This window comes from Cupriavidus sp. OV096, assembly GCF_900115455.1.
Classification (GTDB): Bacteria; Pseudomonadota; Gammaproteobacteria; order Burkholderiales; family Burkholderiaceae; genus Cupriavidus.
Genome location: NZ_FOWM01000004.1, coordinates 114,017 through 137,721, shown reverse-complemented (window position 1 = coordinate 137,721; position 23,705 = coordinate 114,017). Strand labels below are relative to the sequence as shown.

At 69.0% G+C, this 23,705-nt stretch carries 19 protein-coding genes; 6 read left to right on the top strand and 13 right to left on the bottom strand.

Features of this window, described 5'->3' with window-relative positions:
• Nucleotides 1-73: 73 nt before the first annotated feature.
• Nucleotides 74-3,046 (bottom strand): autotransporter outer membrane beta-barrel domain-containing protein, encoded by a 2,973-nt coding sequence (locus BM115_RS27555; RefSeq protein ID WP_092293543.1) that lies wholly within the window; start codon nucleotides 3,044-3,046, stop codon nucleotides 74-76.
• A gap of 566 nt (nucleotides 3,047-3,612) precedes the next feature.
• Between BM115_RS27555 and BM115_RS10830 the strand changes: the two genes are divergently transcribed.
• On the top strand, nucleotides 3,613-3,816 hold the full coding sequence (locus tag BM115_RS10830; protein ID WP_255370771.1) for a hypothetical protein: 204 nt from the start codon (nucleotides 3,613-3,615) through the stop codon (nucleotides 3,814-3,816).
• 30 nt (nucleotides 3,817-3,846) lie between these two features.
• Here BM115_RS10830 and paoC read toward each other — a convergent pair whose 3' ends face one another.
• The 3 genes from paoC to paoA are packed head-to-tail and all read right to left on the bottom strand — an operon-like array spanning nucleotide 3,847 to nucleotide 7,680.
• A complete protein-coding gene (paoC, locus tag BM115_RS10825; RefSeq protein WP_092293540.1) occupies nucleotides 3,847-6,054 on the bottom strand; it encodes an aldehyde oxidoreductase molybdenum-binding subunit PaoC in 2,208 nt (735 codons plus the stop codon).
• A 16-nt stretch (nucleotides 6,055-6,070) separates the two neighbouring features.
• Nucleotides 6,071-7,021: an FAD binding domain-containing protein gene (locus BM115_RS10820; RefSeq protein ID WP_092293539.1), complete on the bottom strand. Its 951-nt coding sequence runs from the start codon at nucleotides 7,019-7,021 to the stop codon at nucleotides 6,071-6,073.
• Nucleotides 7,018-7,680, bottom strand: a complete 663-nt coding sequence (gene paoA, locus BM115_RS10815) for an aldehyde dehydrogenase iron-sulfur subunit PaoA (RefSeq protein ID WP_092293538.1) — start codon at nucleotides 7,678-7,680, stop codon at nucleotides 7,018-7,020. Before paoA ends, BM115_RS10820 begins: the two co-directional genes overlap by 4 nt.
• A 269-nt stretch (nucleotides 7,681-7,949) precedes the next feature.
• On the opposite strand from paoA, the gene BM115_RS10810 reads away from it, so the two are divergent.
• The 4 genes from BM115_RS10810 (at nucleotide 7,950) to BM115_RS10795 (ending at nucleotide 11,454) form a co-directional block, all read left to right on the top strand.
• A complete protein-coding gene (locus tag BM115_RS10810) occupies nucleotides 7,950-9,083 on the top strand; it encodes a cytochrome P450 family protein (RefSeq protein ID WP_092293537.1) in 1,134 nt (377 codons plus the stop codon).
• Between the two features lie 17 nt (nucleotides 9,084-9,100).
• Nucleotides 9,101-9,475 carry an antibiotic biosynthesis monooxygenase family protein gene (locus BM115_RS10805; protein ID WP_092293536.1) on the top strand — a complete coding sequence of 125 codons (375 nt, stop codon included), beginning with the start codon at nucleotides 9,101-9,103 and terminating at the stop codon, nucleotides 9,473-9,475.
• Between the two features lie 12 nt (nucleotides 9,476-9,487).
• Nucleotides 9,488-10,237 carry a sulfite exporter TauE/SafE family protein gene (locus tag BM115_RS10800; protein WP_369823406.1) on the top strand — a complete coding sequence of 250 codons (750 nt, stop codon included), beginning with the start codon at nucleotides 9,488-9,490 and terminating at the stop codon, nucleotides 10,235-10,237.
• Between the two features lie 101 nt (nucleotides 10,238-10,338).
• Nucleotides 10,339-11,454, top strand: coding sequence for an extracellular catalytic domain type 1 short-chain-length polyhydroxyalkanoate depolymerase (locus tag BM115_RS10795; RefSeq protein ID WP_092293533.1), 1,116 nt, complete (start codon nucleotides 10,339-10,341; stop codon nucleotides 11,452-11,454).
• 21 nt (nucleotides 11,455-11,475) lie between these two features.
• Here the strand turns inward: BM115_RS10795 and BM115_RS10790 are convergent, their stop codons facing one another.
• On the bottom strand, nucleotides 11,476-11,790 hold the full coding sequence (locus BM115_RS10790) for a 2Fe-2S iron-sulfur cluster-binding protein (protein ID WP_092293531.1): 315 nt from the start codon (nucleotides 11,788-11,790) through the stop codon (nucleotides 11,476-11,478).
• The gene (locus tag BM115_RS10785) at nucleotides 11,783-12,388 is read right to left on the bottom strand and encodes an IMPACT family protein (RefSeq protein ID WP_092293529.1); all 606 of its coding nucleotides are present in this window, start codon (nucleotides 12,386-12,388) and stop codon (nucleotides 11,783-11,785) included. The genes BM115_RS10790 and BM115_RS10785 overlap by 8 nt, the downstream gene beginning before the upstream one ends.
• 147 nt (nucleotides 12,389-12,535) lie before the next feature.
• Here BM115_RS10785 and BM115_RS10780 point away from each other — a divergent pair, with 147 nt between their 5' ends.
• Nucleotides 12,536-13,165 (top strand): DUF938 domain-containing protein, encoded by a 630-nt coding sequence (locus BM115_RS10780; protein ID WP_092293527.1) that lies wholly within the window; start codon nucleotides 12,536-12,538, stop codon nucleotides 13,163-13,165.
• Here BM115_RS10780 and BM115_RS10775 read toward each other — a convergent pair.
• The 7 genes from BM115_RS10775 to BM115_RS27080 all read right to left on the bottom strand — a co-directional run bounded on the left by BM115_RS10775 (nucleotide 13,162) and on the right by BM115_RS27080 (nucleotide 23,674).
• Nucleotides 13,162-13,926, bottom strand: coding sequence for a sulfite exporter TauE/SafE family protein (locus BM115_RS10775; protein WP_092293525.1), 765 nt, complete (start codon nucleotides 13,924-13,926; stop codon nucleotides 13,162-13,164). The two genes, BM115_RS10780 and BM115_RS10775, sit on opposite strands and share 4 nt — an antisense overlap.
• 102 nt (nucleotides 13,927-14,028) lie before the next feature.
• Entirely contained in the window at nucleotides 14,029-14,559 is a 531-nt protein-coding gene (tssJ, locus tag BM115_RS10770; RefSeq protein WP_092293523.1) for a type VI secretion system lipoprotein TssJ, read from the bottom strand.
• Between the two features lie 17 nt (nucleotides 14,560-14,576).
• On the bottom strand, nucleotides 14,577-15,557 hold the full coding sequence (gene tssG / locus BM115_RS10765; RefSeq protein ID WP_092293521.1) for a type VI secretion system baseplate subunit TssG: 981 nt from the start codon (nucleotides 15,555-15,557) through the stop codon (nucleotides 14,577-14,579).
• Nucleotides 15,558-15,619: 62 nt separating this feature from the next.
• Nucleotides 15,620-17,464 (bottom strand): type VI secretion system baseplate subunit TssF, encoded by a 1,845-nt coding sequence (gene tssF / locus BM115_RS10760; RefSeq protein WP_092293519.1) that lies wholly within the window; start codon nucleotides 17,462-17,464, stop codon nucleotides 15,620-15,622.
• Nucleotides 17,465-17,476: 12 nt separating this feature from the next.
• Nucleotides 17,477-19,042 carry a type VI secretion system protein TssA gene (tssA, locus tag BM115_RS10755; protein WP_092293517.1) on the bottom strand — a complete coding sequence of 522 codons (1,566 nt, stop codon included), beginning with the start codon at nucleotides 19,040-19,042 and terminating at the stop codon, nucleotides 17,477-17,479.
• Nucleotides 19,035-21,680: an ImcF-related family protein gene (locus BM115_RS10750; protein WP_255370770.1), complete on the bottom strand. Its 2,646-nt coding sequence runs from the start codon at nucleotides 21,678-21,680 to the stop codon at nucleotides 19,035-19,037. The genes tssA and BM115_RS10750 overlap by 8 nt, the downstream gene beginning before the upstream one ends.
• 758 nt (nucleotides 21,681-22,438) lie before the next feature.
• Complete coding sequence (locus BM115_RS27080) at nucleotides 22,439-23,674, bottom strand: hypothetical protein (RefSeq protein ID WP_143093875.1); 1,236 nt, start codon at nucleotides 23,672-23,674, stop codon at nucleotides 22,439-22,441.
• Nucleotides 23,675-23,705: the final 31 nt, after the last annotated feature.

Sequence of the window (23,705 nt, the reverse complement as noted above, 5' to 3'; positions counted from 1 at the left end):
AAAATGCAATCTCTCTGCTGTCAGGCCACCCCCTTCGTCGACATCGATTTGAATAATCTGCGAGTCGCTGGACCTACCAGTGATAGGAGAAGCCCACCGCGCCGCCATGCGTGCTGCCGTGGGTGCCGAGTTCGCCGTCGTAGCGAATGGACAATCGGCTACGCGGCGTGGGACTGACGCTCATGCCCAGCCGCAGTTGAGCGGCATTGCGGTTCTGGCCGCTGCCGTGCACCGTGAAGTCGGTGGCGGGGGCGCCGGCGTAGCGCGCGTTGATGGCCAGCGTGTTCGTGCCGAAGGTGTGGACCCAGGCCGCCGCGGCGTCGATACGCCACGCGCCGCCCGGTCCGTCGAACAGATGGCGCCACTCGGTGCCGAGCAGCGACCGGACCGAATGCGTCGTGCGCGAAGGCAGCACAAGGTTGACGCTGTCCGCCCCGGATTCCACCGTGCCGGACAACTTCACAGACTGCAACTCCGCGCCGGCAAACGGTGACAGCACGCCGGGCAGGGCCAGCGGCAGGTCCACGCCGGTGCGCAGGGCGGTGAAGAACTGATTGCCGTGCGCGCCGCCCGTGGCCGTACGGGGCACCTCGGTGAACGTGATGTCGCGACGCATATCGTCGATATTGCGCGCGTAGCCCAGTGCCTGCCGGAACCAGAAACGGCCTGCTGTGTAGCGGCCATAGAGCACGGCCTGATAGCTGTCGAACTGGCCGTGCACCGGCAGGCCGTGGGTGAAGGTATTGCCGTGGAGGTAGCCGAATGCCATCCCGCCGGTGAACGCCGGCGTCCATTGATAGTCGACCCCGGCCATGACGCCCGCCAGGTTGATGTCCTGCGACAGCCACGTGTCATACCCGCCGATGCGGCCGGTGTTGCCCAGCACTGTGGCCCATGCGCAGAAGCGCGCCGCCGGTGCCGCGCCGGTGCAGGTGTTGTCCGCAAGCCGGGTGTCGATGGCGTTCATGCCCGCCCGCGCCGCCGCGTAGTGGGCGTTCGGCAGCGCGGCGTAGGCTTCCGCGCTCAACTGGTTGATCGCCGCGTAGGCTCCTGCACCTTCCTGATTGAACAGTTCGACCGCCACCGACAGGAAGTCCCGGCTCGGCGCGTTGTTGGTGCCTGCGGCGAAGGCGTCGCGGTCCAGGGCAGTTTCCACGGCGATCTCGTTCGGTGTACCGCCGGCCAGGGCGAAGCCGCGTGCGACCACGAGGTAGGCATTCCCGGCATCGTAGGCCAGGGACGGCGTGGCGAACGGATTGAGCGTGGTCACGCCCGCGAACGTGCCGGTCAGCCCGCCCGAGGCCGACAGGATGCGGTACGTATCGGCAGGACGCAGCGACAGCGCGCGCAGACGGGCCTGCACCATGCCGCCGGCCAGCGCGGCGGGGCCGGTGACGTCGATCAGGTCGTTGCTGGTGGGCGAGACATCGACCTGATACACGGCGCCGGCCGCCTGGCTGTAGCTGCCCACGACAGACAGCGTGCCGACCGACAGCGGCGCCCTCGGCGTAGTCGGCAAGACGGTGTTCCCGGGCGCGACGATGCCCTGCACGCTGACGGCGCCCTGTACCGTGCCCGTGCCGGCCAGCGCCGCGCCGGGCGACACCGCCACGGCCGGGCTGGCGAGCGTGCCGTTCACGCGCAGGGTGCCGGTCTCGACCGTGGCCGATGTCCCGATCTCCGCGGTGCCGTCGAGCAACCAGTCCGTGCCGCGCATATAAAAATTGGGGAAGCTATAGGCGCGGCCGGGCAGGCTGCCGCTGCCCTGCAGAATCAGGGCGTTGCCGGCGCCGTTGCCACCGTCGAGGTCGCCCGATAAGGCGCTGCCGGTATCGAGCGTCAACGTGCTATTTGCCCCGGTGAACTGCACGGCGACGCCGCTGCCGCTCAGCGTGCCCGCGTTGACGATGGCGACGTTGGCGCCCGCCACGATGGCCGGCCCCTGGCTGCCGGCAATCGTCGCCCCCGGCTGGTTGACCACGCTGGCGGGACCATCCGCGCCACCGATCCGGATGGCCGGGACGCCCGCGCCGCTGGCCGTGATCGTGCCGGCATTGACGATCTGGCTCCCGCCGTTGAGGGTGATGGCGCTGGTTGTCGGCGACTGGAGCACTCCGCCCCGCGCCACTTCTATATAGAGGCCGGTGACGCCGGGCTGGGCGGTCAGGCTGCCGGTGAGCTGCCCGGCCACCACGAAGCCGCCGCCGCCGACCTGCCACGCCTGCTCGTCGAGGTTCGCGCCCGTCAGTGTCCAGATGCTGGTGCCCTGTTTCTGGAGGACGCCGAAGTTCCGATACTGCGCGGCGGGGCCGAGCGCGGAGAGGTCGAAGCTGCCAGCGTCGGCGCCGCCGAGCACCAGCATGTTGCCGGCGCTGCCCGCCGCGCCACCGTCCACGACGCCGGTGATCCGCGAGGTGCCGCTGATCTCGAGCCGGTCGTCCGCCGGGCCGAAGGCGATGGCCACGCCGCTGCGCCCGTTGATCGTGCCGCTGTTGACGATGGAGGCCGGCGCGCTGGGGCCCGAGTGCAGGTCGATGGCTGCGCCCTCGTCCGACGCAATCAAGCCGGCGTTGTCGAGGGTGAGGGCAGGCGTGGCCAGGATGCCGTGCGCATGCCCGACGATGCGGCCCGTCGCCAGATTGACCACGGTGCCGCTCTCGGCGAAATGGATGGCGGCCTGCGTGCTGGAGTAGTCGAACACATCGCCGGCGATGTCGCCGGCATTGATCACGATGCTGCCGGACTGCCCGAGGTAGATGCCGTCGAGCTTGCCGGCGATCACCGCGCCGGCGTGGTTCACCACGGTGCCGCCAGCGAACATCGCCACCGCGGTGGTGCCGGGGCTCGCCAGCACGCCGAAGTTGGTCAAGGTGCCCAGGGGGAGGTGCACCGCGTTGTAGCCGCCATAGACGGTGCCGTTGTTGGTCAGTGCCCAGCCGGAGCTGCCCGATGCGTCGATGGCAACGGCGCCGTTCCCACGCGTGTCGATGATCGCGCCGGGTACCACGACGAACGGGTTGTCGGCGCGGCTCAGTTTGTAGCCCACCTCCGAACTCGTCAGGTCAGTCGCATGAAGGGGCCGGAAGGCGGTGGCGAACAACAGGAGTACAGCGATGCGAACTCGGGACGGAACGGGCATCGGCAATTTCCCATGGATCGGAAACTGAATCCAATATGTTTGATAATGGGTGATATTGGATTATCAGAGGATTATCGGGTGGATTTGAAGGGCAGTGTATGTGATGCGAAGGGGTTGGGAAAGTGGATTAATGTCAGGGCGGGGGATTTATTTTCCTGCGGAGTCTGATATTTATTTTCCCGATCGACATAACGCAATCTCGCGATTGTCATTTATTATCCATGTGCCGGTCGACCATGCAAGAAATACAGAGCCAGCAGGCTTGACAGCGAAAGGGGCTGCTCACTCCCAGCGCAATGCCGGATTACCCGGGGAGCGCTCCCAACATATATGTAACAGCGCTGGAATTCTGGGTGGCTCGCCCTAGGGTATTAGGATGGGCACTGCCCTTCTCATTTTGCATCCTTAGCCACAGGGGATTACGAATGGCCATCCAGTCACTCGCATCTCATAGCACGGCGCAATTACGAAGAATGATTGGCCACTTGCAGACGGAACTGGACGCCCTGGAGCGTCTGTCTTCACTGGATACCGAGGTGCAGGCGCGCCTTGGCTACGCCTGCACGCGGCTGCGGGAGGGGCTCGAAGCGGTGGAGGACGCACAGCGCTCGCTGCGATCGCTGCAGGAAGTGCGGCCTTCGGCACTGCGCAATGCCCGTCCGTCGCGCAAGGCCTGACGGACGGGTGGACGGGCATATGGCGACGAATCAGGCCATCGCCGGCATCCCCGCCAGGAGTTTGTCCAGCGTGATCGGGTAGTCGCGCACCCGCACGCCGGTGGCGTGGTAGATGGCATTGGCCACCGCCGCGCCCACCCCGCAAATGCCGAGTTCTCCCACGCCCTTCGCTTTCATCGGCGAGGAAATGGGATCCACCTCGTCCAGGAAAATCACGTCCTGGTGGGGAATATCGGCGTGCACGGGCACCTCGTAGCCGGCGAGGTCGTGATTGACGAAAAAGCCCACGCGCTTGTCGATGGCAAGTTCCTCCATCAAGGCGGCGCCCACGCCCATCGTCATGGCGCCGATCACCTGGCTGCGTGCCGACTTCGGATTCAGGATCCGCCCCGCCGCGCAGACGGCCAGCATGCGGCGCACGCGGATCTCGGCGGTTGCCATGTCCACGCCCACCTCGACGAAATGCGCGCCGAAGGTCGATTGCTGGTACTTCTTGTCGAGATCGCCGAATTCCAGGGTGTCCTCAGCGGTCACGCCGTCCCCCACCGCCTGTGCCAGCGGCACGCTGCGGCCCCCGGCGCGAATCTGGCCACCCTCGAACACCGCGTCCGTGCCGCTCAGGCCGGCACGCTCGGCCAGCAGTTGGCGCAGCTTCACGCAGGCGGCATAGACGCCTGACGTCGAACTGTTGGCGCCCCACTGCCCGCCGGACCCCGCCGACACCGGGAACGACGAATCGCCCAGCCGCACCACCACCTGTTCGATCGGCACGCCCAGCATCTCGGCCGCCGTCTGGGCGATGACCGTATAGCTGCCCGTGCCGATATCGGTCATATCGGTCTCCACGATGACCCGGCCGCCCTTGTCCACCCCCACGCGCGCGCCGGACTTCATGACGAGGTTGTTCCGGAAGGCCGACGCCACGCCCATGCCGACCAGCCATTGCCCCGCCTTGGTCGCACCGGGTTTGGGATTGCGCGTCTGCCAGCCGAAGCGCTCGGCGCCCAGCCGCAGGCATTGGACGAACTGCCGCTGCGAGAACGGCCGCGCCGGCTTCTCCGGATCGACCTGCGTGTCGTTGAGGATGCGGAACTGCACGGGGTCGATGCCGGCCTTCTCGGCGATCTCGTCGATGGCGATCTCCAGCGCCATCATGCCCGGCGCCTCGCCCGGCGCGCGCATGGCGTTGCCTTCGGGCAGGTCCAGCGTGGCCAGTCGCAGCGCGGTCATCCGGTTGGCGCCGGCGTAGAGCAGGCGCGTCTGCTGCACGGCGGTCTCGGGCCCGCCGCCGGGCAGGTCGCCCGACCAGCTTTCATGGGCGATGGCCGTGATCTTGCCGTCCCGCGTGGTGCCGATGCGGATGCGCTGGATCGTCGCTGGCCGGTGCGTGGTGTTGTTGAACATCAGGGGCCGCGTCAGCGCCACCTTCACGGGCCGCTTGGCCGCGCGCGCGCCCAGCGCCGCGAGCAGCGCCTCGGCCCGCACGAACAGCTTGCCGCCGAAGCCACCGCCGATATAGGGCGAGATCACGCGCACGTTCTCCTTGGGGATGCCGAGCGTGGCCGCCAGGTCTTCGCGGCCCCAGGCGATCATCTGGTTGGCCGTCCACAACGTGAGCTTGTCGCCGTTCCAGGCGGCGATGGAGGCGTGCGGCTCCATCATCGCGTGCGACTGGTCGGGCGTGGTGTAGGTGGCGTCCAGCTGCACCGGCGCTGCCGCAAAGCTGCCGGCGAAGTCGCCGACGGCCGTCTCCGGCTTGCCCGAAAAGTCATCGCCCTTCGGCGCGACGGCCGTATCGCGCGCGGCGGCCAGGTCGAACGCGCCTTTCTCGGCGGTATAGCGCACGCGGATCATCTGCGCCGCCGCGCGGGCCTGCTCGAAGGTCTCCGCTACCACCAGCGCCACGGCCTGGTGATAGTGCTGGATCTCCGGGCCGCCGAGCAGCTTCGCGGTATTGCGCTGGCCCTTGCCGAGCTTGCCGGCATTCGCGGCTGTGACGATGGCCAGCACGCCGGGCGCGCGACGCGCGGTGGCGGTGTCCATCGACACGATGCGGCCGCGTCCGATGCCGGCGCCCAGCACATAGCCATAGGCCTGGTTGCGCGCCACGTCGTGCCGCTCGTAGGCGTAGGGCGCCGTGCCGGTGGCCTTGTGGGGACCGTCGATACGGTCCGTGGGTTTGCCGACCACGCGAAGCTGGTCGATCGGATTGGTGGTGGCGGGGGTGTCGAATTTCATCGTCCGTCTCCTCCGGTCAGGTGCGGGCCTGCGCCAGCACGGCGGCGAGGGTGCGCTGGAACAGCGGCACCTTGAAGGCGTTGTCGTGGGTGGGCCGGGCGTCCGCGAACAGGCGCTGGGTCACGGCCTGGGCGCCGCGCGGCAACTCGGTCTCGGCGGCTTCCAGGCGCCACGGCCGGTGCGCCACGCCGCCCACGGCCACGCGGCCGGTGCCGTCGCGCTGCACGATGGCGGCCACGGACACCAGCGCGAACGCGTACGAGGCCCGGTCGCGCACCTTCCGGTACAACTGCGCGCCGCCGATGGGCGGGGGCAGCGTCACGGCGGTGATCAGCTCGCCCGGCTCCAGCGCGGTCTCGATATGCGGCGTGTTGCCCGGCAGCTTGTGGAAATCGAGGATCGGGATGACGCGCACGGCGCCCTTCGGGTTGACAGTCTCCACCGAGGCGTCGAGCACGCGCATCGCCACGGCCATGTCGCTCGGATGCGTGGCGATGCACGCATTGCTGGCGCCGATGACCGCATGCTGCCGCGTCACGCCGCCGATGGCCGCGCAGCCGCTGCCCGGCACGCGCTTGTTGCAGGGCTGGTCGGTATCGTAGAAATAGGGGCAGCGCGTGCGTTGCAGCAGGTTGCCCGCCGTGGTGGCGCGGTTGCGCAGCTGCCCGGAGGCGCCGGCCAGCAGCGCGCGCGCCAGCACGCCGTAGTCGCGCCGCACGCGCGGGTCGGCGGCGAGGTCGGTGTTGCGGACCAGCGCGCCGATGCGCAGCCCGCCCTGGGAGGTGGCCTCGATCTTGTCCAGCGCCAGGCCGTTCACGTCGATCAGGTGCAGCGGGGTCTCGATGCCGAGTTTCATCAGATCGAGCAGATTGGTGCCGCCCGCGATGAAGCGGCTGCCCGGGATGCGCGTGGCGGACGCGGCGGCCTGCGCCGGCGACTGGGCGCGTTCGTAGGTAAAGGGGATCATGCTTTTCTCCCGGCGACGTCGCCGATGGCGTCGAGGATGTTGGAATAGGCGCCGCAGCGGCAGATGTTGCCGCTCATCCGCTCGCGGATCTCCTCGGCGCTCAGGGGCGGGCGCGCGTTGAGGTCCGCGCTGACGTGGCTCGGGATGCCGGCCTGGATCTCGTCGAGCACGGCCACGGCGGAACAGATCTGGCCGGGCGTGCAGTAGCCGCACTGGTAGCCGTCATGCTTCACGAAGGCCACCTGCATCGGATGCATGCGCTCGGGCGTGCCCAGACCCTCGATCGTCGTGATCTTGGCCTCGTGGTGCATCACGGCGAGCGTCAGGCAGGAGTTCAGCCGGCGCCCATCGACGATGACCGTGCACGCGCCGCACTGGCCGTGGTCGCAGCCTTTCTTGGTGCCGGTCAGGTGCAGGTGTTCGCGCAGGGCGTCCAGCAGCGTGGTGCGGGTGTCGAGGTCGAGGTCGCGCCGCTGGCCGTTGACGATCAGCGACACCTTGTGGGAGATGGGCGGGCGCGTGGTGGCGGGGGAGGGCGCGGCGGCGGGCTGGCCGGTGGCGGCGCCCGGCACGGCGGCGGCGGTCACCGTGACCGCGCTCGCCTTGAGCAGTTCGCGCCGCGATAGCTTGAGAGGCTGATGGTCGCGGAAGTCTTCCATGGGGTGGGGTCCTTGTTATCGTCCGTGGGCGGGGACGCCAGAAATTGCAATGTGGCGACGGTTGCGCGCAGTTATTACACGGCGCGGGCCGGCCGAGCGGGGCGGCTGCCAGTGCGGGCAGAGCGGCGCACAAAACATGCCCGAGCCCGCCCGCGCCCGCCTGCGCCCTCGCCCGGCCTGCCCGCCGGCATTCGACGTTTCACGTCGCCATGAAGCATCGGCGGCACGGCGTGACGCACACTGCATCCATTCGCCACGGAGCCGTCCCCATGTACGTTGCCGATCCGATTGCCGCCGTCACCGATCCCGACCCCTATCCGTACTACCGGCACCTGGCCGCCACGCGGCCGTTCCACCACGATGCCGGGCTGGGCCTGTGGGTGGCCGCCAGCGCCGACGCGGCCGCCGAGGTCCTCGCCCATCCCGACTGCCGGGTCCGCCCGGTGGCCCAGCCGGTGCCGCCCGCGCTGGCCGGCACCCCGGCGGGCGCCCTGTTCGGCCGGCTGGTGCGCATGACCGACGGCGCGCCCCATGCGGCGCTCAAGGCCGTGGTCATGCGGGCGATGGCCGGCATCGACCTTCCGGATGCCCGCACCCGCGCCCGCGCGCTGGCCGCCCACCTGCCGCGCGCGGAGGCGGACGACGCCCACGAGGCCAATCGCTGGATGTTCACGCTGCCCGTGCTCTGCGTGGCGGACCTGCTCGGGCTGCCGCTGGAGCGGGACGAAGCCGGCCATGTGTCCACGCGGGTGGCGGGCTTCGTGGCGACGTTCGCCGCGGCCATGTCACCGCTCGCCCGGCCTGCCGATGTGGAGGCGGGCGCCGTGGCCGCGCAATGGCTGACGCGCTGGGCGGGGGAGCATGCCGCCCCCGGCGGCTTGCTCGCGGCGATGTCGCAGGCCGCTATCGACACCGCTATCGACGCCGATATCGACCCCGCCACGCTGCTGGCCAACGCCATCGGCCTGATGATCCAGGCGTGCGAGGCCACGGCCGGGCTGGTTGGGAATACGCTGGTGCGGCTGGGGCGGTTGGGCGAAGCATCGGGCGATCTGGACGAACTTGTCGCGGACGTCGCCCGTACCGATCCGCCGGTGCAGAACACGCGCCGCTTCCCGGCGGCGGACGCCACGCTCTGCGGCGAATCCCTGAAGGCTGGCGATGCCGTGCTGGTGCTGCTGGCCGCCGCATCGCACGACCCGGCGGGGGCGCGCCCCGACCGCCCCTGGACCTTCGGCACCGGCCGCCACGGCTGCCCCGGCGACGCGCTGGCGCGTCTTCTAGCAGCAACCACCGTCGACAGCCTGCTCCAGCGCGATGTCGACCCGCGCCGCCTGCTGGCCGGCTTGCGCTATCGTCCGTCCGTGAACGCCCGCATTCCGCTGTTCACACCATCCCACTAATAAATAGAGGAGCCCCCATGATTGCCGTGATTTTCGAAGTCGAACCCGCGCCGGGCCGCCAGGACGCCTATCTCGACATCGCCGCCCACCTGAAGCCGACGCTTGAGGCCATCGATGGCTTTATCTCGGTGGAGCGCTTCCAGAGCCTGACCACGCCGGGCAAGCTGCTGTCCCTCTCGTTCTTCCGCGACGAAGCGGCGGTCATGGCATGGCGCAACACGCTAGACCACCGCCAGGCGCAGGCGGCCGGGCGCGGCGGCGTGTTCGCCAACTACCGGCTGCGCGTGGCCCAGGTGCTGCGCGACTACGGCCTGAACGAGCGCGACGAGGCGCCGGCGGACAGCCGGGCGGTCCACGCCGAGGTGCCCACCGGCATGCCCGCCCCCCGCTGAAGGAGTTTGTCGATGTTCCACGTAGGTCCTGAATTCGCGTTTATCGGCCTGACCTTCCTGCTGGCCGGCTTCGTCAAGGGCGTGGTGGGCCTTGGCCTGCCGACCGTGGCGGTGGGCCTGCTCGGGCTGGTCATGCCGCCCGTGCAGGCCGCCGCGCTGCTGGTGGCGCCGTCCATGGTGACCAACGTCGTGCAGCTGTTCAGCGGCCCGCGCTTCGGTCAGCTGCTGCTGCGGCTGTGGCCGATGCTGGTCACCATCTGCGCCGGCACGTGGCTTTGCGCCGCGCTGGTGCCGGCCAGGATGATGGACCACGCCACCAACGCGCTCGGCGTGGCGCTGATCGTCTATGCCGTGATGGGCCTCGCCGCCGTGCGGCTGGTCGTGCCGCCCCGGGCGGAACGCTGGATGGCGCCGCTGGCCGGGCTGGTTACGGGGGCGATCACCGCCGTGACCGGGGTCTTCGTCATTCCCGCCGTGCCTTACCTGCAGGGGCTCGGCCTCGACAAGGAGAGCATGGTGCAGGCGCTGGGGCTGTCGTTCACGGTCTCGACCATCGCGCTGGCGGTGAGCCTGGCGCTGGGCGGCGCGCTGCTCCATACGCCGGTGCTCGGGGCCTCGCTGCTGGCGCTGGTGCCCGCGCTGGGCGGGATGTTCCTCGGCCAGTGGCTGCGGCACCGGATCAGCGCGGAGCGCTTCCGGCGCCTGTTCTTCTGCGGATTGCTGTTGCTGGGGGCGGATCTGGCCCTGCGCGGCATCGTCTGACCGGACATGGCATGAAAACCTGACACAATCGCCCCCGATACTGGTGCAGGATCGCAGCGTGGCATCCGCCACGGCACCAGACGACGAAAGGGCGATGCGGCATGACACGGCGCAGGGGTACTACCCAACTGTGGGCAACGCTGGGCAAGCAGGCGGCGCGTAGCGCCCGGCGCCTGCAACGCACGGTGACCAATTCCGTGCTGAAGACGGCCAAGCAACAAAGCAGTGCGGTCAGCGAGGCCGTGGGCCGCGCCGTGGGCAAGGCTGCGCACAGGGCGCTGACCGGCGTGGTCACGCCGGCGCCGTCGCCGGTCAGCAAGGGCGGCGGGGTCTGGGAGGAGGGGGTCTGGGGCTTCACCCTTGGCCTGGGCGCGCTGGGCCAGCGGCGCTACCGGATCTTCGTGCCGCCAGGCGTGAGCGCCGCGCGACCCGCGCCGCTGCTGGTGCTGCTGCACGGCTGCGGGCAGGACGCCGCCAGCTTTGCCGCCTGCGCGCGCGTGACCACCGTGGCGCGCGATGCGCGCTGGGTGGTGCTGATGCCCGAGCAGTCGGTGCAGGCGAACTCGCAGCGCTGCTGGAACTGGTTCCGGCCGGACGCCCGGGGCGCATCCGAGGCGGCGCTGCTGATGTCGATGATCGACCATGTCTGCCGGCGCTACGCCATCATCGGCGAACGGGTCTGCACGCTGGGGCTGTCTGCGGGCGGGGCGATGGCGATGATGCTCGGCCTGCGCTATCCGGATCGTTTTGCCGCCGTGGGTTCGCACTCGGGCGCGGTGCCCTACAGCGCCGTCAACGCGGCCCAGGCCCCGCGAGCCATGCGCGGCGAGCGCGTACCGGACGCCGTGGCGGCCCGGCTGGCGCTGGCGGGCCGGCGACCGCCCCCGCTGCTGCTGTTGCATGGCGATGACGACACCGTGGTCACCTACGACAACGCCACGTCGGCCGCTGCACTGTGGCTGGAGCTGCTGCCGCCCGGCGCGCCCGCCCCCAAGGCCATGCCGCCCCGGCGCGTGCGGCGCGGCACCCGGCGTGCGGTGGATGTCTTCGACTGGCAGGCCGGCGTGCGGCCCTTTATGCGGCTGGTCAAGGTGGAGGGGCTGCGCCACGCCTGGAGCGGTGGCGCGCCGGGGCAGGCCTTCGCCGACCCGACCGGCCCCGATGCGCTGAAGATCGCCCTGCGCTTCTTCTCCGTGAACGGGCGCGGGCTGGCTTGATGGGGTGACTTACCCCGGGGTTTAGTTCGTGCCGACCGGCTCGAAGGCCACGTCGCTGGTCGGACACGCCACGCACGGCAGGATCAGGCCCTCGTCCTTTTCATCCGCACTGAGTCCCGGCCATTCGATCCGATAGCGCACGCTCCCCGCGTGAAGCTGGCTGATGCAGGCCCGGCAGGTGCCGTTGCGGCAGGAGCTGGGCAGGGCGACGCCTTCGAGCAAGGCCGCCTCCAACAGGCTCAGCGCGGCCGGCGCGGCGTAGTGCGTCTCGCCGGGCAGCACGCGGGCGGTGAATTCGGCGCTGTCGTGGGTGGTGATGTCGTCCGGATCAGGCATCGGCTTCCGGAAACTGGGCGCGGCCATGGGTGGCGTCGCGCAGGGTGGCGATGGCGGAATCGCGCAGCGTGGCCGGCAGGCGGATCACCAGCCGGGCCAGCGCGCCGTACTGGGTGTCGGCCAGCATGCAGCCCTCGCCAGCCATCGATTCGATCCAGCGGCGCACGCGCGGTTCGTCGGCATAGTCCACCTCGACATCCAGCGTGGCGTAGGCGATGCGCTCGACGCGCTCGGCGTCCTTGAGCGCGGCGGCGATCGCATCGGTATAGGCGCGCACGAGTCCACCCGCGCCGAGCTTGACCCCGCCGTAGTAGCGGATCACCGCCGCCAGCACGCCATCGAGATCATGGTGGCGCAGCACTTCGAGGATCGGCCGGCCCGCCGTGCCAGACGGCTCGCCGTCATCGGACATGCCCGACTGTCCACCCGCCAGCAGCGCCCAACACACATGCGTGGCCCCCGGGTGCTGCGCGCGCAGGTCCTGGAGCACTGCCATGGCGGCCTCGCGGTCCGGCACGGGCGTGGCCAGGCCGATAAAGCGGCTCTTGCGGATCTCGAGGTCCGAGTGGACGGGGGTGGCAAGCGTGTAGGTGGGCAAGGCGGCGAAAATCGGCCGAAACCGGCGGGGTGACTGGGCAGGAGGGGAGTGTAGCGCAGCCGGGGCGCTGCGCCGTCCGGGTCTGACCGCGCCGGGGCGCCGCGCCTGCTACCCTTGCGCCTGTCACCCGCGAAAACAGGAGCGCCCATGAACCGCCCGTCCCCCGACCTCGCCGCGCGCCGCATGGCGCCTGCCACCGAGCGCAACCGGGAGCCGATCCTTGCCGTGCTGCGCCAGGTGCTGCCGGCCAGCGGCACGGTGCTCGAGATTGCCAGCGGCACCGGCCAGCACGCCGCGCACTTTGCCGCCGCGCTGCCGGGCATCACCTGGCAGCCGAGCGACCCCGATGCCACCTGGCGCGAGTCGATCGCGGCCTGGGCGGCCCACGCCGGGGCGACGAACGTGCTGCCGCCGCTGGCCCTCGACGTGCGCGCGGAACCCTGGGGCATCGACGCCGTGGCCGCCATCGTCTGTATCAATATGGTCCACATCTCGCCGTGGGCGGCCGCCGAGGCGCTGTTCGCCGGCGCCGGCAAGCGGCTCGGGCCGGGCGGCGTGCTCTATCTCTACGGCCCCTACAAGCGCGACGGCGCCCACACGGCGCCCAGCAACGAAGCCTTCGACGCGCAGCTGCGTGCCGCCGATGCCGAATGGGGCGTGCGCGACATGGAAGCGGTGATCGCCCTCGGGGCTGTCCAAGGCATGACCTGCGACGCGCCCATCCCGATGCCGGCGAACAACTTCAGCCTGGTCTTCCGCAAGCCGGCGGCAGGCTAGCCGCGCACGAGCATGATCACCGCCGTGACGATCAGGCAGACGGCGAACGCGGCGCGCAGGCGGCGCTCCGGCATCCGGTGCGCCAGCGCCACGCCCCAGGAGATCGTCAGCATGCCGCCGAGCGAGAGCGGGATGCCGCTGGTCCAGTCGACATGCCCGGCCTGGGCATAGGTCATCAGCGCGACCACGGCGCCCGGCGTGACCAGCGCCAGCGCCAGCCCCTGCGCGGCGGCCTGCCGCATGCCGAACAGGCCGACCAGCGCCGGCGCGGCTACCACGCCGCCGCCCACGCTGAAGAAGCCCGAGAAGAGCCCACCCACCACGCCCACAGCCGGAATCCAGCGCGGTGACAGCCGCGCCTGCTGCTGGGTCACGGCCCGGCCGGGCATCAGGCGCCACAAAAAATACAGGGCAAGGCCGATCATGAAGATCGCGAAGATCCGGCGCAGTAGCTGGGCGTCCATGGCGGTGGCCAGCCGGGCGGAGAAGTAGGTGGCCAGCACGGCCGAGAGGCCGAGCACGATGGCGGTGCGCAGTTCGATATCGGCCCGCTTGCGGTACTGCCAGAAGCCGATGACCACGTTGGGCGCGATCATCACCAGCGAGGTGCCCTGGGCGAGCTGCTGGTCCATCCCGTAGAGCAGGCCGAGGGCCGGAATGGCGATCAGCCCGCCGCCGATGCCGAACAAGCCTCCGACCCCGCCGAGCAGCCCTCCAAGTCCGAAGATGAGCAGGGCAGACAGCAACGAATGGTCAGGCATGGTGAATCCGGGGGCATCAGGGGGGCGAAGAGCGTCGATGATACGCGGACATTGGGGGATACATGGCCGCCGCCCGGGGGCTACCCTTTAGCGATCCGCTAACTACCCCTTCGCCGGCGCAGTCAGCGCCAGCGTATTGGCGCGCACTTCCACCCTGACCGGATCGGTCTGCTTCCATTGCCGCCGGGGCACCACCAGCTTCCAGCCGGCTGCCTCGTCCGGGTTGCGGAACAGGGCGACGATGCCGACGAACTCGGCATCGGCATGCATCGGCTCGGCCAGGCTGACCCGCTCGTCCGGGCGCAGGACGACATCGCGCTGCGCCAGCAGGTCGGGCTTCAGCGCTGCCAGGTCGTTGGTCTGGATCTGGGCGTAGCTCAGTTCGCGGAAGGCGTCGGGCGTCTTCAGCTGGTAGACCCGGACCACCGTCGACAACGATTTCCCGGCGTCGGTGGCGTTCAGCGACGACCGGCTGGCGAGGTCGAGATTCATCGTCTTGACCTGCGTGGTGAAGGCCCACTTCGCGGCGTCCACGGTGTTGTCTTTCACGGCCTGGCCGATGCCGCAGCCGGCAAGGCTGGTGGCGAGGGTGGCGAACAGGCACATCGCCCCGGTGCGGAACGGCTGTCTCATCGTGTTTGTCCTCATGATTAGTGGTGGCTGGAGGGGTGGCGCTCCGGGCGCGCGGCGGGTTGGACGATGCCGTTCCAGATGCCCAGTTGCACCCGGGTCACGGCTTCCTCGGGCGCGGGCAGCTGGGTGGAGTAGCCCAGCCGCACCGCCCCGTCGTTCAGCGCCGGCGCCGGCATCAGCGACGTGCGCACGTGCATTTCGATACAGGCATGCGCGGTGTGCCCAAGGTAGAAGCGCAACAGGGCCATCACCTCCCGGTGCTGGGCGTGGCCGGGCATCAGGCCCTGCACGAGGTCCGCCGTGCGGGGCGTGATGACCACCCGCACGGCATTCGCGCGATCGAAAAAACCGCGCCCGAGCACGCAGTTCTGCCCGAGCGGCCGGCGTTCGTCGGCGCCGGCCGGCAGGCGGGTCCAGACCGGATGGAACTCATCCACGCGCACGCCGGCGTCGGGCACCGCGTGTTGCAGCACGCCGGCCAGGCCCTCGGCCGTGCGGGTGCGCTGGCTGGCCAGCCCCAGCATCGACAGCAGCTTCTGGGTGGGCACGGTGTTGCTGACGGCGGACCCGCCAAGACCGAGCCCGAGCAGGCTGAGCAGGTAGCGGGATACCTCGTCGCCGCCGTCGCGCCGGAAGCCCAGCGGGTAGCGGTACTTGCGCGCCACACGATAGAACTGCGTGACGATGCGGTGGTGGAACAGGTCGAGGAAGGCCGCCAGCGGCTCCGCGCCATCGCGCCGCTGGGCCACTTCGTCGACGAAATACGATGGCATACGGGCATCGACGCCATACAACCCCAGGAAGTTGGTGCGCACTACGGGCGGGGCGCCGGGGTGGTCCGGGTCACGCTCCACGGCGTCGATCTCGCGCCCCGGAAAGCCGAGCCGGCCGTTCGAGCGGAAGCGTACCGGCTCATTGGCCGGCGAATCGGTGGTGCCGAGCGGCGGGTGGCCTGGCGCCGCCAGCTCGATCAACTCGCACAGGCGGAAGAAGTTCATGCGTGGGGCATCGGCCAGCAATGCCTCGCTCAGCGGGCGGGGCGCCCGGTTGTCCGGTGCGTTCAAAACGGGGCCCCCTGGCCCTTGCTGTCCGGCCACGCCAGCCGCTGGCCGGACGGTTGCGAGACAATCACGAGCCGCGTGTAGAGATTGAGCGTGGCGTACAGCGACAGGAAGCGGTTCAGCATCTCGCCGAACAGTTCGAGGTCGCCCGCGCCGGCAAAGCGCGTGCTGTCCAGCCAGACCTCGATCTCCACGCCGCGCAGCAGGCCGCCGCTCTCCAGTTTTTGCAAGGGGCGGTGCCGCACCTCGGCGATGGCGTCGATCCGTTGCCGGTTGGTCTCGCCGTCCGTCCAGTCATAGAGCGCCAGCGTGCCGCGCAGCACCTCCGCGTCGAGCAGCGAGAGGTAGTTCGGCGCCAGATGCGAGAGCACGCGCCAGTGGAAGCGGTCGCCGGTGGGCGGATAGACGGGCAGCGTCGGCGCCGTGAGGTTGCGGATCGACGCCACGTTGGTGAAGCCACCGCGCATCTGCGTGATGCCAGCCTCGCGCAGGCCCTTGCGCGGCAGCATGCCGTGGGTGCCGGTGACGGACAGGGACAGCGTTTCCTCGGGCAGCGTGTCCTGCTGCTCCCAGGCATGGCCGCCGAGCACCAGCCAGGTGTCCACCCGGCCTGACGGCCCGCGCCGCACGCGCGTGTGGAAGTAGCGCTCGGGCATCTCGTGCCGCAGCATGCCGCCGCGATGCCGGAACGCCGCGAATGGTGCGTACTCGAAGCGCTCGCCGCTGGCGGGCTCGAAGCCGCGCACGGTGTCCACCGAGTACGCCTCGACATGCCGGCCATGCTGCGCCATCGCCCGCACGCGGTACTCGGTCTCGCAGTGCGTAAGAGTGACCGGGTCAGCCTCGAGTTCGAACAGGTTGATGATCGGCGCGCAATGCAGCCGCACATTCTCGGCGGAGAAGCGCAGGTCGTCCGGGAACGGCCGGGCGAGCACGACCTCGACATCGAACTGTTCCGCCTCCGGCGCCAGCCGGGCGATGGCGGGGAGGTCGAGCCCGAACAGGTCCACGAACATGAACTTCTCGGGGAACGTGAAGTACTCGAGCATCAGTTGGTAGCCGCCGAAGGCGTTGTCCGGCTTGGGCCACAGCCGCTCGTCGGCCGCGAAGCCGGCGGGCCGCAGCGACAGGCCCGGCATCGGGAGGGGCGTGCCGGGGCGGTCGGCCGGGTGACCCGGCACCCGGACGTGCATCGCCACCGGTTGGGCGGTCAGCGCGGCATAGAGCGCGAGCGCCAAGGGGCGGTCGGCATGGAGAAACAGCCGCAGGCGTGGCACCTCCAGCAGCGCGATCTTGGCCTGCGCCTGCAACGCCAGCCGCAGGCGGATCACCGAGCGGCCGTCCTCGCGGGTATAGGTGGCCGCTTCGGTCAGGCGCAGCGGATACAGGTCTACAGCCTGCGTGGTGCGGTAGATGCAGGCAACGCTGTCGGCCTGACTGCTCTGGCCTTGCCCCGGCTGCGCGCCGAGCGCCACCGGGTCGGAAACGACTTCCAGCCCGGCCGGCAGCACCTCGTGGCGTTGCAGCGTGCCCATGGCCGGGGACATCTCGATGATCGAGAGCGACGGGATCATGCGCAGGTAGTGGGGCCACAGCATGCTGACGAGGCCCTCGGTCAATTCCGGCAGTTCATCGTCCAGTTTGTGACGCAGGCGGCCCATCAGGAAGGCGAAGCCCTCGAACAGCCGCTCGACGTGCGGGTCGCGCTCGCCGATGCGGTCCAGGTTCAGCATGCGCGCGCGGTCCGGGTAGGCCTGGGCGAACTCGGTGCCCGCTTCGCGCAGGTAGCGCATCTCCGCTTCGTAGTAGCGCAGGATCTCGTTGTCTTGGGTCGGGTGCTTCATGTCTCGGAAAGGCTAGGCGGTGGCGATGGCGCGCGCCGGGTCGATGGCGATCAGATCGGCCAGCAGGGTGTCGATGCGGTGGGCGATGGCGGGCTTGTCGGCGTCCTTGCGCGACAGCCGCGCCCGGAGCAACCGCAGCAGTTGCTGCTTGGCCTCGAACGCGAGGCCCGGCTCCCACGCGGCCAGCTGGAAGCGCGCGGCGGTGGCTTCCAGCGTGGCGAGCAGGTGCAGCGCCGTATCGGCGCGATCCGCGCGGGCGGCCACGCGCGCCATCACCAGTTGACGGATGAAGCGGTCGCGCTCGCCATCGGGCAAAGGCAGCCCTTGCAGCCACGCGAACGCCACGTCCAGACTCTGCTGCGCGGAGAGATCGATGGCCTGGGCCTCGGTTTCCGCCCAGTCGGTGCTGGCGGATGAGACCGACACCGGCGCGACGGCCTCGCCTCGCTCGACATCGCGCACGGTGGCGTGGCGCGCGATCCACTCGAGCGTGGTGTCGTCGGCGAATGGCGTGCCATCGGCAAAGCTCAGTTGCTCGATGCCGGGCAGCCGCTCCAGCATCAGCGCGCAGTCGGTGGCCAGCAGGTCCCGGACGCGCGCGTAGTCGCCGCCGGCCTGATCCTGCGCCGTGAAGGCGTAGTACTGGAGGTCCAGCCAGAAATGGTTGGCGCCCTCCGCAAAGGCGCGTTCAAGTCGATCGAGCAACTCCGGCCACTGCTTCTGCAACAGCAGGCGCTTGAGCTGGGCGCGTAGCTCGGCGCGCGGGGCGACCAGCCGCGTCTTGCCGCTGGGCTCGTGCGGCGGCGCCTCCGTCAGGGTGTCCCAACGGACGCAGCGCATGAGCCGGTACGCGGCCAGATAGCCCTGCGGCTGCTCGCGCAGGAACGTGGCCATCTGGCGCGCGCGGTCCAGCAGGTCGCGCGAGGAGGAGACATCGCCCGTGGGCAGCGCCATTGGCGTCGCGGACGGGGCGGCCTCGGCGCCGGTGTCATGGGCGGCGGGCGATTCCACGCGGCCCTCGAAGCGCCGGAAGAGGGCGTCCAGCGCCGGCCGGGCGGCCTCCGGCCACTGCGCGGTGCGCTCGAGGATCAGCGCCAGCGCCGACAGCGTGCGCTCCAGCGGCAGCCCGGTCAGCCCGTGCACGCGATCGAGCCGATCCGTGAACGTTGCGCTGGCGAGCCATTCGAGCGACGCCTTGCGGCTTTCGGCCCGGACGGGCAGCAGTTGCGTGCCGAAGCGGTCCACCAGCGCCGCCAGCAGCTCGAAGCCGGACGCGATGCCCTCCGCACCGTCCCGCCGCATGCGCGCGTAGAGATAGTAGGCGGCGAGCCGCGCATCCTTGGCGGTGCCCTGGAGCAGACGCTCCGCCGTCTCGACAATCAGCGTGTCGTTGACATCGGACAGCTTGGCGACTTCGTCCTTGATGGCGAGGAAATCGTCGTCGTAGCCGGGGTCGTCCCCGGCGGGCGCATCGGGGCGGATGGGCCGCAGCCACGGTTCCCATCGCGCGATGGCCGCCCGGGCCAGATCCGACGGCGCGCGCGTGCCGAACAGCGCGTTGAGCAACTGGTTAAACATCGTTCCCCTTGGTGGTGGATGGTTGGGGCTTGTCGAGGAAGATCCGGGACGGCAGCACGAAATCGCGCAGCGAGAGCAGTTCGAGCGGCCCATGGCCAAGCTCGGTGCGCAACTGGTAGCGGATGGGGTAGGTGACGTCCTTGGCCGGCGGCTGCATGGCCGGGCGCGCGGTGAGGCTGTCGGGGTCCGGCGCCGCAGCCACGACGGGGCTATCCGGCTGGCCCTGCCATGTGAGCTGGAACGTGGCGCTGTCGATCGGCTCGATGCTGGCCCGCTCGAGCATCCTGACGAGGCCCCATCGTCCGGTGAACTCATAGTGCTTGTTGGTGCCGGCCGTCTCGGCCTGCCACTGGAGCCGGGTGCCGGGGTTCTCCAGGTTGCTCGCCGGCCACGTCATGGCTTGCCAGTGTTCGCGCTGGTTGTAGTAGTGGAGGGTCTGGCCGTCGAGGGTCAGTAGCGTATCGGTCAGGCCCGGCGTGGGAATCGGCTTCATCTCGAACTGGTAGCGGGGCTCGCCTTGCGTGAGCAGCCGCGTGCCGATGCGCTGGAGCCGGTTGATCGCCGCAAGGAAGGCCGGATCGAACGCGAGCGCGTGCCCGCCCGACGCCGCCGGCTGCCACGCATCGCCCTGCAGTTCGAGCACGCCGGCGAGCTGGGCCGTGAGAAAGCCGTGGATCAGCCCGCCCTGCGGACGCAGGAAGCGGGCCAGTTCCGGCAGCGAGGCGTCGTTGGCGGTATCCGCAAACGGGTAGCGGCCGGCGAAGGCGCGGCCCCATGCCATGGCGATGCTGTCTCGCCAGGCGGCGTTCAGGCTGGCCTGCGCCGGCTGGAGCACGGTCTGGGTCGCCTGGGCGATGGGACGCACGAACAGCGCCTCCCCCATCCCGGCCCACTCGGCGCCGAGGCTTGCGGCAATCAGTTGCGCGTACGCCTGGGTATCGGCCAATTCCGAGCCCTTGCCCTGGAACAGCGCCTGCGCCATCTGGCGGGCCTGGGCGTCGGCGTCCGGGCTGTGGCTGACCTGCTGGAGCCGCAACCGCAGGGCCGTCGCGCGATCGAGGAAGCGCTGCAGGCTCATGTCGCCGCCGGCACCTTCACCAACGGCCATCAGCCGCTGGATGGGTCCGAAGGTCGAGCCCAGCGGGCCGGCGGTGTCGGGCTTGACGATCCCGGCGCTGGCTGCCTTCTTGCCGAGCATGTCCTGCGCCTTGGCGACGAGCGTGTCGGACAGCGAGTCCTTCCGCGCGCCCGCGCCGCCCTGGTAATCGAGCGACTTCATTAGCGCGATCACGGGCGACTGGCGCGCATCGGCCATCAGCTTCAACTGGTCGATGGCTGCCGGCAACGTGGGCGCGGGCTCCCACTGGAGGCTGTTCATGAAGCGCTGCCACTGCTCGGCGTAATCGGCGAAATACTGGGCGGTGAGCGTGGCCTGCAAGTCATTTGGGCTGGCCGACTGCTGGGCATCGCCGTCTGACAGCACCCAATCGCTGGCGACTTCCGTGCGCTTGGCGGCCCGCGCGATGGCTTCGGCCACGTGGCCCTCGTAGGCCTGCCGGGTGTAGGCGCCGGGCACCAGCGCATTGGCTCGGACCAGCCCGCGCGCGTCGGTGCCGGGGGTGAGCGACACCAGCGTCTGATCCGCGTACTTGTTGCCGATGCCATCGATCACCTGGCGGTAGATCGTGTCCTGCGCGTTGCGCTGGCCGATGACCGCCAGCACCGTGCGCCGCGCGCCGGCCACCAGCTCGGGGCTCGCCTCGATGCGCCAGTCGGGATGGGCCTTGACGCGGGCGGCATGGAACGTGAGCAGCCGCTCCGCCAGATCGTCCCGCTCGCCGGGCGTGATGCGGGCTTCCGTCTGCCAGTGTCGGACCAGCTGCGGCGCGAGGAAGTCCGGCTCGGCACGCTCCGGGTTGGCCAGCATCAGATAGGTCTTGAGCGTGTGATGGCCGTCCAGCGCCCACTGGCTGGCCTGCGCGTCGAGCCCATCCACCGGCATCTGGGAGAGATCGACGAGCACATCCTCCAGATCCTGCTGAATCGGACTGACGAGAAGCTCGCGGCTGGCCGCCGCATAGGGCTTCCACATGGCCGCAAGCAGGGCGGCGTCGCGGTTCAGGCCGAAGCGGGTGGTGAGCGGCGCGTGATGACCGGGGCGCGGTTCGTAGCGTTCGATCTGGTGTTGGAGGGCGACGAGCGAGCGGAGGCGCCCGGCTGGGCTCAACTCGGATGCGTTGGCATCGATAGCCCACTGCGTGGCGTGGATGTTGCGGGCGTTCTGGAAGCCTGAAAGGAGCATCCCGGCCGTCCACAGCCCGATGGCGCCGAGGGCGATGGTCGAGAGCACGGTAACGGGATGGAAGCCGACACGCCGGCCGGGATGACGGCGGGCGGAATCGGCGATGTGTTGCCAGAGGGGGAGGTGGGTGGTGGTATCGGAGTTTGGATAGGGAGAAAACACCATCCCGGCAAGCGGAACAGGGCTGCTGCGGGAATTTGCCAACCCTGTCGCCCATTCGGTCAGGTCGTTGATGCGCTTGTCGAGTTGCTGGGACAGCGTTGCGATGTAGCTGTCTGCGGGATCGGCCATCAGTTGGGTGGTGCCGCGACGGGCGAGGGTGTGGCGTAGGTTCAAGATCGCCGCGTTGATTACGACGGAATTTGAACGAGCGGGAAGGTCGAAGCCAACAACCGAGACCGGCTTATCAGTGGCGGGTGCCTGAGCGACCTCGAGTGTATAGACGGGCGCGGACCAGTAGAGACGCTCGGCGATGCGCGAAAGACCGAATCCGCCGATACATCGCTTCTGGCTCTCGGGAGTGCCCTCTCTCACAATAACGACGGCATCGAGCGGACGGCGACGGCGTAGTCTCCGAAGTTGCTTGAGCCGTGCTGCGTCAGGTTCACCTCCCTTGCTGCTTTGATTCCACAAGAGGACCGCCGCGTCGGAACTATGCCAGCCCTGCTGAACAAGTCCAGGAAGCAGCCGGTTGACTGTTAGCGCATCGCCGGCGAGCAGGAACCACGGCTTGTGATAGCGCCAGTCACGTTGCTCCTCTTGAAGCGCTTTGACCATCGCGTGGAGCCCGCTCTCCTGTGCGATGTCGCCCCGAGAGGGGGGCGAGGAACTCTTCATCTGCGGGTCGCTCGCTTGATCGGGCCTCCCGAGTCGGGCGTGCAATTCCTGTACCTTGAGCAAGACCCACTCGTAATAGCTAGCGAGGATCAGAGATACGACGCATGCTGTCGCCAAGGCACCGACTGCCATTCTGGCTTGGAGCGGCGACAAGCCGAGCCGCGCACCTTCAAACCAAACCGCAGCGCCCACGGCGCTGAAGAGGGCGAGTATCGCGAGTCGAAGGTAAATCGTCACACCTGACGACCTGGATGAGTTCATGATTGCTTGCGGCACACAAGTGCGGTGATTTGGTCGCCTTCCTGGGCGATAAAGAGTTGGGAGGATCCCGTCCGTGCAGCTCGGTCGGCGGCCAGCGCGACACCTAACCACGGCGCCGCGTAGCCGCAGTCACCAATGGTGTTGTGCAGATCGATCCAGGTGGCGTTGTCACCTGCAACAGATGTCGATCGGAGTTGTGTCATGACTTCGCTCGTCAATGCACTGCTCCAAACGACGCCAATGTCGGTGGCATTGCTCCGGCCCCATCGGGTCGCCAAAGCACTGACCTCACTTGCGGATGTCGCATCGCCCATGGCGGGCCGGTGCAGATGCAGTCCGGCGGCAGTCGACACGTCATCGGATGGTGGACCGATGAGCAGCGCGACACCGGCTTCCGCGGAACATTCGGGGAGCTCTTCACTAATTGCCCGGCGCAGTTGGATTGCGACGAGCAGTTGAGCTTGGGCTGGCGAAAGATCATCGGCCCACGCGTCGATGTTGGACAACGTGAGCGCGTCGGTCTCCTTCGACATGGCTATGGAAAGGTCAGGGAACCAATCCCGAAGTCTTTCTCCTATACCCGCACATACCTCTTCGGGCGCCAGGGACGACGCGACAATCGGTCGAACGCGTACGCGTGTGCCAGGGGCCAACCTTCCGAGATCGCCGCGCAATGGGTCGAGGAGATCGTCTATCAACCAGCCGGAAATGACTTCATGCCGGGAATGTTCCGAGAGTTCGTTGCCCGGATAGAACGGCTTTTCTGGAATGGCGATCCAGCGCGCTGTCGTTGCGGACTTTGGAAATGCGGCGCTAGTTCGTGCCGCCATTCCGACGTCGCCTGCGACAATTGCGTTGACGTTGTTCTCCATATCGTCGGCAGAAAAGCGCCAGGCATGCCCGAGGAGTGCGAGCGGCCTGCTTGCTTGCGCATGACATGCCAGCTCGTATCGCTCACTCACTTCATTCTTCGCGAAGGCAACGCTGCGGCGGGCATGTGCGCCTGCCAGCGTAGTGCTCCAGAGGAATATCCATGCAAGTAGCGGATAACCAACGATACGAACCCAAAACCAAGCGGTATCAGTCGGTCGGGATGTAGGCCACATATAGAGCGCAAGGATTGCTCCGCCACCAACGATGGCGACGAAGAGCGCTGTCCATTTCGTGACTGACCATCGTGGCAGCTCGGGCACCACGGTCTTGGGCGGGATGCGTCGGAAATCAATAGGCATCGGTCCCACCCGCCGCAGTGAAGTCCATCAT